This is a genomic window from Petralouisia muris, from assembly GCF_004793545.1.
GTDB classification, from domain to species: Bacteria; Bacillota; Clostridia; order Lachnospirales; family Lachnospiraceae; genus Petralouisia; species Petralouisia muris.
In genome coordinates this window covers 1-8,958 of record NZ_SRYA01000117.1, presented here as the reverse complement: position 1 = coordinate 8,958, position 8,958 = coordinate 1, and the positions used below count along the sequence as shown (strand labels likewise).

Sequence of the window (8,958 nt, the reverse complement as noted above, 5' to 3'; positions counted from 1 at the left end):
GCATATCTGGCATTTGAAGGAGGCGACTTTACATTATTTTTCGCTTTACATTAGCGCAACTGTGGGGAGTCCCCCAGCGAAGGAAACGCATCTACCTTGTCGCAGATTTTGCAGGGTGGGGTGCCGGAAAAATATTATTTGAGTCCGAAGGCGTGTCTGGGTATTCTGCGGAGGGCTTCCGCGCGTGGCAAGGAGCTGCCCGCCATACTGAGGAAGGCGCTGGAGCGGCAGGCGGCGTCCGGGAAGGAGTGACCTGCCTCTGCGACCAGGGCGGGCAGAGGATGGACGTGATGGAGGACGCTGCCTGCACCCTGCGGGCGGAGGCGCACCACCCGCCGTGTGTTTTGGATGCGGCAGGCTTCTGCACGGAGCATTCCGCACAGGCGCGGGGCATCGGCTATGAAGAGGAAACCTCGCCTACGCTCCGCGCCGGGACGGTGCCTGCGGCGGTAATGTTTGAGAACCATTCGCAGGACACGCGCTACACGGGACCGCTGGAAACCGCGCCTACAGTCAGCGCCATCTACGGGATGGGCGGGAACAACCAGCCTTTTGTGGCGGAGCCGGACACACCCAAGACCATGAAGGTGAGGGCTGGAAAATCCGGCGGGGGCAAGGGCATTTTAGTCCAGGAGGATAAATCGGCGACGCTCTCCTGCAATAACGACCAGACGGTGTTCGTGCCAGTGCAGGCTTACGGCATCTGCTCCAAGGAGAGCAACGCCATGAAGTCCGACAATCCCCACAGTGGATTTTACGAGGCGGCAACTGCCCGGACGCTGGACTGCAACTGCGGCAATCCCTCATCGAACCAGGGAGGGATCGCCGTGGTGGAGCCGGAGGGGATGTCGGCGTTCCACATCAACCAGAGGGACGAAGTCATCGACCTGCACGGGAAGTCCGGGGCATTGATGGCGACCCGGAACATGCAGATGCAGACTTTCGTCCTCCAGGGCTCCATGATCGGGCGGGACGACAAAAACGGGCCGCAGGGCAGCGGCATCAATAAGGATGTTTCTTTCACGCTGGATGCAACGGACCGCCACGCCGTGGCGCAGCCGACCTACTGCACGAGCAAGAATTCCCATTTCACGCGGGCGGAGAGGGAGCTGGCGAACACGCTGGTGGCTACTGATTATAAGGACCCGCCCGTCATCAACGATCTGAAGGAGGAGCCGGACTACATCGTGAGGAGGCTGACGCCTACAGAATGCGCGAGGCTGCAGGGCTTCCCGGACTGGTGGTGTGACGGCCTTGGCACGGAGGACCCCACAGAGGATGAGCTGGCGTTCTGGCGGGAGGTCTTTGAGACCCACCGGAAGATCATGGGGACTTCCAAAAAGCCGAAGACCGACAGGCAGATAGTGAAATGGCTGAAAAACCCCCACTCGGATAGTGCCGAATACAAAATGTGGGGGAACGGCATCGCGCTGCCGAACGCCTATTTCGTGCTTGCGGGCATTGTGTACTACGCCCAGTTCCCGGACTTTTTATTGTAACATTTTTCCTGCAGTTTCCCTTGCTATTTTTACCACTTTGAGTGATTAATGTAGTACCACAAAAAAAGGAGGGCAAACAGCATGGAAAGAAGATTCAACGCAACAGGGGAACGCAGGAAAGAGATGGTAAAGGCCATTTCCGGGATCGTCGGGATGAAGGCGGTCTACATGAGGATGCCGACCTGCGCATACGCCATCAGCAATTTTACGGTCAGCAAAGAAGGGACGCTGGCCTGGGATGAGCGCAGCAGTGAGGAACTGGTGGAAAAGGTCCTGGCAGGGCTGGCACAGGCAGGCTTCACGGCAGAGCCGGAAGATTCTACAGAAGAAGCGGGAGCAGCCGCAGAAGAAACCACGGAGGAACCGGCCACAGATGCGCCGGAGACGGCGGCAGTTGGAGAAACCGCCCAGGCAGAACCGCAGGATGCGGGCATCAGGCTTACGGTGTCGCTGCCGAGGGAGTCCTTCACGGACGCCGCCCTGGAGAACCTGCACAGGCTGGTGGACGCCAAGGCCGCCCTGATCAAAAAGGCGCTGGCGGTTGAGAGCCTCCCGGTTGAGGCGGATGAGGAGAAGGTCTCCTTCCCCTGGTTCGCGGACGGGCAGGATGGCGATGCGGCGAAGGCATACACGCATTTCATCACCGCCCTCTGCGACATGGCGCGGAAGCAGAAGCGTGTCACGGCGAAGGAGCGGCCGGCAGACAACGAGAAATACGCCTTCCGGTGCTTCCTGCTCCGGCTCGGATTCATCGGGGAGGAATACAAAAACGAGAGGAAGGTCCTGCTGAAGAACCTCTCCGGCAACGGCAGCTTCAAGAGCGGGGCAAGGAAGGGGGCGGCAGACAATGACATTTCCGAGTAGGGAGATTGTAGAGCGCGTCCGCAGGGAGTACCCTGCGGGGACGCGGGTGGCCCTGGTCAGGATGGACGACTGCCAGGCCCCGCCAGCCGGGACGGAGGGCGTGGTGGAAGGTGTGGACGACACGGCTTCTTTGATGGTCCGCTGGAACAACGGTTCGCACCTCCATGTGATCTACGGCGAGGACGAAGTCCGCAAAATATAGTGGGAGGAACCCATAAACTACACAAAATACGGCATCAAACCTTGTGTACTTTATGCCCGTAATTGACTTGCTATTATCCCCTTTTAGAGCGAATATGTGTACTACCGAAAGGGAAAACACACAAAACGGAGGTAAAAGGGATGAACGAAAAAATGGCAAGGCAGATAGCGGAAGCAAAGAAACAGACCATCGGGGTGGAGATAGAGATGAACGGCATCACGAGGAGCAGGGCGGCGAAGGTCGCGGCAGACTTTTTCGGAACAGGGCGGTACAAAGACACAGCAGGTCGGAACGGCTACTGCACCTGGAGCGCCTGGGACGCCGACGGCAGGGAATGGAAATTCCAGAGGGACGTCAGCATCGCGGGGCCGGACAGCGAAAAATGCGAGCTGGTGACGCCGGTCCTCACCTACGCTGACATTGAAACCCTGCAGGAACTTGTCCGGCAGCTCCGGCACGCCGGCGCGAAGAGCGACGCGGGGAGGGGCTGCGGGGTACACATCCACATCGGGGCAAAAGGCCACACGCCGCAGAGCCTGAGAAACCTCGCCAACATCATGGCGGGCCATGAGGGCCTGATCGCGGAAGCCCTCGACCTTGACCGGGGCAGGATGAGCCGCTACTGCCGCACGGTTGACCCGCGCTTCCTGGAGCAGCTCAACAAAAAGAAGCCGCAGACGATGGCAGCCCTCGCGGACATCTGGTACGCAAGCCACGGCGCAGGCTACAACCGCAGCGCCCACTACAACGACAGCCGGTACCATATGCTCAACTACCATGCGACCTTCACGAAGGCCACAGTCGAGTTCCGGCTCTTCCAGTTCGACGCCCCGGCAGACGGGAAGCGCAACGGCCTCCACGCAGGGCAGCTCAAGGGGTACATCCAGTTCTGCCTCCTGCTCAGCCAGATGGCGAAGGAAGTGAAGAGCGCAAGCCCGAAGCCGCAGCAGCATGAGAACCCCAAATACGCCATGAGGACCTGGCTCCTCCGGCTCGGCTTCATCGGGGACGAATTCAAGACCGCGAGGGAGGTCCTCACCCGCCGCTTAAGCGGGGACGCATCCTTCCGAAACGGGAGATAAACCGCAGGACCCAGCCTCCTGCCGCCTTACCCAAGCCGCAAAAAGCGGCCTTAAGGCAGTAGAAGGGTAGGCCCTTCGGAAAGGAAGGAAGACACAATGGAAAAAAGATATTACATCGCATACGGCTCCAACTTAAACATCCCCCAGATGCGGATGCGCTGCCCTGGGGCGAGGATCATCGGCACTTCGGTGATTGAGGGCTACCGGCTGCTGTTCAAAGGCAGCAGGACCGGCTCCTACCTCACCATCGAGCCGCAGGAGGGCGCGAGCGTCCCTGTGGCGGCCTGGGAGGTGAGCGCGGAGAACGAGGCGGCCCTGGACCGCTACGAGGGCTTCCCCACTTTCTACTACAAAAAAGAGATGGAGCTGCCGCTTAAAGGCATCCGGACCGGGAAGGTGCGGCTGCGGAAGGTTTTCGTCTACATCATGCATGAGGACCGCCCGCTGGGGCTGCCGAGCCGATCCTACATGGAGACCTGCAGACAGGGCTACCGGAGCTTCGGTTTTGACGAGGCGTTCCTGGAACGGGCGTATGCCGACAGCGCGGCGGGGGAGGCGCGGGAATTTCCGGGCGGGTGGAAGGCGGGGGACGCCTGCTTCCTGGTGACGAACCGGAAGAACGGCTGCACCGGCGCATACACCGTGCGGGCGTTTGACGGGAGGTACTTCTGCCTGCAGAACAGGAATGGGAGCCAGTGCCGCGCGTCCGCAGGGCGGATGTTCCGCAGCAGGGAGGCGGCGCTTGGAAGGGAGGCAGATGCGGAATGAAACACACGGACAGGAAAAAGAGGGTATGCCCCAGGTGCGGGCAGGCTTACCGCGGGAGGCCGGCAGTCTCGCGGGAGGATGGAAGGACATCCATATGCCCTGACTGCGGAACGCGGCAGGCGCTTGAAAGCATCGGTGTGGATGAAAAGGAGCAGGATGCCATCCTTGCAGCCATCCACAGATGCGCGGAAGGGGGCAGCGAAGGATGAAGGCATATGGCAGGAACCTCCGGTGGATCGAGGACCACCAGTACGGGGATGAGATGCACACCGGGATCGCCATGCCCGCGTCCGGAAAAAGGCGCGGGCAGAGGCGGAGGCGCTACAAGCGGCCGTTCAAAAAGTCGGAGCGGCAGCACTCCAAACACGTGATCCGCCGGGAGCTTGGCGGGGATCAGGCACCATAAACTACACAATTCCCGGCGCGGATATTTGTACAGTTTATGCCCGTAAATAACTTGATAATATGTGCTTTTAGAGCGAATATGTGTACTACCGAAAGGGAAAACAAAAAAACAAAACGGAGGTACACACCATGAAGAAGATCGAACTTTTTGAGAAGGCCATCGCAGAGAAAGCAGCAAGCCTTAAGGAATGGGGGATCAACCCGACACTGTTCTGGGCATACCGCAACAGCATCACGGCGGGCAACGACAGGATAGACTTCGGCGAGGCCATCTGGGACAGCGAGGTCGGGGAGATCACGGAAACGCTGAAGGAGAACGGCATCACCGAGTTCACCATCAGCAGCACCTTTTCCAGCCTGATCCCGACGCTTGCGGAATTTGCAAAGCATGGCTTCCAGATGGCGGGGCTGGCCGAAGTGAAGGCGAACTACACGGACTTCCAGACCCAGGAGCGGGCGGTCATCCCGGCGATCCAGATGGCGGCGGAAGAAGCGTAAGGCACGGGGCGGCCTGCCGGGAAGGAAAACCGGCAGGCCGGAAGCCCCGGAAAAAACTGGAAGGCAAAAAATACATCCGCAGGGCAGTGCGGGGCGAAGGAGGATTTTTTTTATGGCAGGGATGAAATGGTATAAAGTATGGCTGGTGGTTCCGGGTACGGATTTTAATGCGGAAGGCTGGCCCTGCGAGCCGGAATGGTGGAACGACATGGAGCAGGCCCCCGATGAGGAGACGGCGATCCGGCAGGCAAATGAAAAGGCCCGGAGGCAGTGGGAGGAGCCGAACCAGTATGAGCCTGGGGCGGAGGCACCGTCGGACAGGGAGCTTGGACAGGAATGCCCGGTCTGCACCGGGGCGGCGGAAGTCACCGACGAGGAATATGCGGAGTGGAAAAGAGAGATGGAAGAGTCGGTGGAGCTTCCGTTCCAATAGCATCCAGGCGGGTTTTCCGCAGGGCAACCGGGCCGGAAGGCTCTTTTGCCCGTGGCAGATATACACAGTTTCCCCAGCAGATGTTTGTGTACTTTATGCTCCGGATTTGCTTGCAATTATCGGCATTTAGAGCGAATATGTGTACTACCGAAAGGGAAAACAAAAAAAGAAAACGGAGGACACAGACCATGAAGATCAACGATGCAATGAGGATTTACAGACTGCCGAACCCCACCACGCCGGAAGATTTGGAGTGCAGATGGAGCAAGCTGCTGACCTTTGGCGACAGGGTGGTCATCGCCGGGTACTTTTTCAACGGCCCGAACAAGCCCTGCTACTTCGGGGCGGCTTACGAATTCCTGGGCGACGACCACACCTGCGAAGGAGCCATCGGACTCCGGGCGGCAAGCGGAGCCGAGTTCGAGGATGACGGCCACGCAATCGCCTGGGCGATGCAGCAGTAAACGAAAAACAGAGCATTACAAGAACGGAGCCGGAAGGCTCTGTATCTTGTACCGATAGATTGGGGCTTGCCATAGGCAGGCCAATTTTTATGCCATCTTCTGGAGGTGATGCCGATGGCGATGCGGAAGCTGAAAAAATACAGGCCAACAAAATTTAAGGCGAAGGACAGCCGCTATGATAAGGACGCCGCCGATTTTGCCGTGATGTTCATCGAGAGCCTCTGCCACACCAAGGGGACATGGGCAGGGAAGCCCTTTGAGCTGATTGACTGGCAGGAGCAGATCATCCGTGACATTTTCGGCACTCTGAAACCGAACGGCTACCGCCAGTTCAACACAGCATATGTTGAGATCCCGAAGAAGCAGGGCAAGTCGGAGCTTGCCGCCGCTGTGGCGCTGCTCCTTACCTGCGGGGACGGGGAGGAGCGGGCGGAGGTGTACGGGTGCGCCGCCGACCGGCAGCAGGCCACCATCGTCTTTGACGTGGCGGCGGACATGGTGCGGATGTGCCCTGCGCTGAATAAGCGGGTGAAGATACTCGCCTCGCAGAAGCGGATCATCTACACGCCCACCAATTCCTTCTACCAGGTGCTTTCGGCGGAGGCGTATTCCAAGCACGGCTTCAACATCCACGGCGTGGTATTCGACGAGCTGCACACGCAGCCGAACCGGAAGCTGTTTGACGTCATGACCAAGGGCTCCGGGGACGCCCGGATGCAGCCGCTGTATTTCCTCATCACCACGGCGGGGACGGACACCCATTCCATCTGCTACGAAACGCACCAGAAGGCGAAGGATATCCTGGAGGGCAGGAAGATCGACCCGACCTTCTATCCCGTCATCTACGGCGCGGATGAGGCGGACGACTGGACGGACCCGAAGGTGTGGAAGAAAGCCAATCCTTCGCTGAACATCACGGTGGGGATTGACAAGGTGGAGGCAGCCTGTGAGTCGGCAAAGCAGAATCCGGGGGAGGAGAACAGCTTCCGGCAGCTCCGCCTGAACCAGTGGGTGAAACAGGCGGTGCGGTGGATGCCCATGGATCGATGGGATGCCTGCGCCTTCCCCGTTTCCGAGGACGGCCTGGAAGGGCGTGTCTGCTACGGCGGGCTGGACTTGTCCTCCACCACGGACATCACGGCGTTCGTGCTGGTGTTCCCGCCGCTGGATGAGGAGGACAAATACTGTATCCTGCCGTACTTCTGGGTGCCTGAGGAGACGCTGGAGCTGCGTGTGAGGCGCGACCATGTCCCCTACGATGTGTGGGAGCGGCAGGGGAAGCTGATGACCACGGAAGGGAACGTGGTGCATTACGGCTATATTGAGAAATACATTGAGCGGCTTGGGGAGAGGTTCAACATCCGGGAGATCGCCTTCGACCGTTGGGGCGCTGTGCAGATGGTGCAGAACCTGGAGGGCATGGGCTTCACGGTGGTCCCGTTCGGGCAGGGTTTCAAGGATATGTCCCCGCCCACCAAGGAGCTGATGAAGCTGGTGCTGGAACAGATGGTCGCCCATGGCGGGCATCCGGTCCTGCGGTGGATGATGGACAACATCTTCATCCGCACCGACCCGGCGGGCAATATCAAGGCGGACAAGGAAAAATCTACGGAGAAGATTGACGGGGCGGTGGCCGCGATTATGGGGCTTGACCGGGCGATCCGCTGCGGGAACATCTCCTCTGAGAGCGTCTACGATACCCGCGGTTTGATTGTATTCTGACCGTAAAAATGCACAAACCCCGCTGAAAATGTTTGTCTAAGATACTGCCGGAATCCGCTTGCTATCCTGTGGCTTCAGAGCGAATATGTCACTTACCGGGAGGATATCCCGGAAATTATCTGGATGGAGGGATTTCTGATGAAGCCATATGGAGCGGAAGAAAGGTTTGGAAAATATGAGTGGGAGGATTTCGGCGGCTGGTCAAGGAACCACACAAAAGCGGTATCCATCCGCAGGTGGAAGCGGCCGCTGAAAAAGAGGGCGAGGCAGGTGTGCCGTACCGCTCTGAGACGGCTGGTCTGAGACGGCTTTTCCGGGGCATAAACCACACAAAAACTGCCCCGGATGTTTGTGTACTTTATGGCGGGAATTGACTTGCTATTACCGGCATTCAGAGCGAATATGTGTACTACCGAAAGGGAAATCAAAAAAGAAAACGGAGGTAACGCACATGAAGGTACACGAATTTATTGCAAAGCACAAGATCAAGGAATCCAGGATGCGGATCTACGACGCGGAGCTTGGGGATGAGGTCTACGGGATCTACGAGATGGGCCTCTACCGTGACTGCGAGGTGGTCAGGGCATACCCGCACAACGGAGACACGGTTTTAGAGGTTGCATCGGTAAACGGCTAAGACGGGACGGCACAGGGGGCGCTGCTTCGGCGGCGCCTTCCTGCTGTCCGTTTTTGGAAAGGAGCGTGGTATTTATGGGATTATTCAGCGGCTTGTTCCGGGCGAGGGATGCTCCCCAGAACAGGACGTCGGGGAGCGCCTACAGCTTTTTCCTTGGGAACAGCACATCTGGGAAAAGGGTGAACGAGCGCACCTCCATGCAGATGACGGCAGTGTACTCCTGCGTCCGGATTCTGTCGGAGGCGGTGGCGGGGCTGCCACTGCACTTTTATAAATACACGGAGGACGGCGGGAAGGAAAAGGCAGCGGAACATCCGCTGTATTTTTTACTTTATAGGAAATTGCGATTTTTGAGGAGAGAAAAAGAACAAGAGTTTACCGAAC

General features: G+C 58.6%; 14 protein-coding genes. All 14 read left to right on the top strand.

Going from position 1 to position 8,958, the window contains the following annotated elements; translation table 11 throughout:
* The first annotated feature begins 32 nt into the window (after positions 1-32).
* Positions 33-1,499: a DNA cytosine methyltransferase gene (locus E5329_RS26870; protein WP_408634709.1), complete on the top strand. Its 1,467-nt coding sequence runs from the start codon at positions 33-35 to the stop codon at positions 1,497-1,499.
* A gap of 81 nt (positions 1,500-1,580) precedes the next feature.
* Positions 1,581-2,363, top strand: coding sequence for a virulence protein (locus tag E5329_RS26865; RefSeq protein WP_135992259.1), 783 nt, complete (start codon positions 1,581-1,583; stop codon positions 2,361-2,363).
* On the top strand, positions 2,347-2,565 hold the full coding sequence (locus E5329_RS26860) for a DUF4314 domain-containing protein (RefSeq protein WP_016289720.1): 219 nt from the start codon (positions 2,347-2,349) through the stop codon (positions 2,563-2,565). Before E5329_RS26865 ends, E5329_RS26860 begins: the two co-directional genes overlap by 17 nt.
* A gap of 140 nt (positions 2,566-2,705) precedes the next feature.
* Positions 2,706-3,647: an amidoligase family protein gene (locus E5329_RS26855; protein WP_135992258.1), complete on the top strand. Its 942-nt coding sequence runs from the start codon at positions 2,706-2,708 to the stop codon at positions 3,645-3,647.
* A 96-nt stretch (positions 3,648-3,743) separates the two neighbouring features.
* On the top strand, positions 3,744-4,415 hold the full coding sequence (locus E5329_RS32390) for a gamma-glutamylcyclotransferase family protein (protein WP_135992257.1): 672 nt from the start codon (positions 3,744-3,746) through the stop codon (positions 4,413-4,415).
* The gene (locus E5329_RS26845) at positions 4,412-4,624 is read left to right on the top strand and encodes a hypothetical protein (protein WP_135992256.1); all 213 of its coding nucleotides are present in this window, start codon (positions 4,412-4,414) and stop codon (positions 4,622-4,624) included. Before E5329_RS32390 ends, E5329_RS26845 begins: the two co-directional genes overlap by 4 nt.
* Positions 4,621-4,821, top strand: a complete 201-nt coding sequence (locus E5329_RS26840) for a hypothetical protein (protein ID WP_016285847.1) — start codon at positions 4,621-4,623, stop codon at positions 4,819-4,821. The genes E5329_RS26845 and E5329_RS26840 overlap by 4 nt, the downstream gene beginning before the upstream one ends.
* Positions 4,822-4,949: 128 nt before the next feature.
* Positions 4,950-5,318, top strand: a complete 369-nt coding sequence (locus E5329_RS26835; RefSeq protein WP_135992255.1) for a DUF7698 family protein — start codon at positions 4,950-4,952, stop codon at positions 5,316-5,318.
* A 112-nt stretch (positions 5,319-5,430) separates the two neighbouring features.
* Positions 5,431-5,751: a hypothetical protein gene (locus tag E5329_RS26830; protein WP_135992254.1), complete on the top strand. Its 321-nt coding sequence runs from the start codon at positions 5,431-5,433 to the stop codon at positions 5,749-5,751.
* Positions 5,706-6,215 carry an Nmad4 family putative nucleotide modification protein gene (locus E5329_RS31240; protein ID WP_275443788.1) on the top strand — a complete coding sequence of 170 codons (510 nt, stop codon included), beginning with the start codon at positions 5,706-5,708 and terminating at the stop codon, positions 6,213-6,215. Before E5329_RS26830 ends, E5329_RS31240 begins: the two co-directional genes overlap by 46 nt.
* A gap of 114 nt (positions 6,216-6,329) precedes the next feature.
* A complete protein-coding gene (locus E5329_RS26820; protein WP_135992253.1) occupies positions 6,330-7,937 on the top strand; it encodes a terminase large subunit in 1,608 nt (535 codons plus the stop codon).
* A 138-nt stretch (positions 7,938-8,075) separates the two neighbouring features.
* Positions 8,076-8,240 carry a hypothetical protein gene (locus E5329_RS30155; RefSeq protein WP_016213937.1) on the top strand — a complete coding sequence of 55 codons (165 nt, stop codon included), beginning with the start codon at positions 8,076-8,078 and terminating at the stop codon, positions 8,238-8,240.
* A gap of 148 nt (positions 8,241-8,388) precedes the next feature.
* Positions 8,389-8,574, top strand: a complete 186-nt coding sequence (locus E5329_RS26815; RefSeq protein ID WP_016213938.1) for a hypothetical protein — start codon at positions 8,389-8,391, stop codon at positions 8,572-8,574.
* 74 nt (positions 8,575-8,648) lie between these two features.
* On the top strand, positions 8,649-8,958 hold a 310-nt coding region (locus E5329_RS26810), incomplete at its 3' end, for a phage portal protein (protein WP_135992252.1).

Bases quoted from the DNA above. Each gene is read 5' to 3' on its own strand.
- E5329_RS26815 (WP_016213938.1), top strand. From the start codon at position 8,389: ATGAAGGTACACGAATTTATTGCAAAGCACAAGATCAAGGAATCCAGG.
- E5329_RS26840 (WP_016285847.1), top strand. From the start codon at position 4,621: ATGAAGGCATATGGCAGGAACCTCCGGTGGATCGAGGACCACCAGTAC.
- E5329_RS30155 (WP_016213937.1), top strand. From the start codon at position 8,076: ATGAAGCCATATGGAGCGGAAGAAAGGTTTGGAAAATATGAGTGGGAG.
- E5329_RS26855 (WP_135992258.1), top strand. From the start codon at position 2,706: ATGAACGAAAAAATGGCAAGGCAGATAGCGGAAGCAAAGAAACAGACC.
- E5329_RS26865 (WP_135992259.1), top strand. From the start codon at position 1,581: ATGGAAAGAAGATTCAACGCAACAGGGGAACGCAGGAAAGAGATGGTA.
- E5329_RS26835 (WP_135992255.1), top strand. From the start codon at position 4,950: ATGAAGAAGATCGAACTTTTTGAGAAGGCCATCGCAGAGAAAGCAGCA.
- E5329_RS26845 (WP_135992256.1), top strand. From the start codon at position 4,412: ATGAAACACACGGACAGGAAAAAGAGGGTATGCCCCAGGTGCGGGCAG.
- E5329_RS26830 (WP_135992254.1), top strand. From the start codon at position 5,431: ATGGCAGGGATGAAATGGTATAAAGTATGGCTGGTGGTTCCGGGTACG.
- E5329_RS26860 (WP_016289720.1), top strand. From the start codon at position 2,347: ATGACATTTCCGAGTAGGGAGATTGTAGAGCGCGTCCGCAGGGAGTAC.
- E5329_RS32390 (WP_135992257.1), top strand. From the start codon at position 3,744: ATGGAAAAAAGATATTACATCGCATACGGCTCCAACTTAAACATCCCC.
- E5329_RS26820 (WP_135992253.1), top strand. From the start codon at position 6,330: ATGGCGATGCGGAAGCTGAAAAAATACAGGCCAACAAAATTTAAGGCG.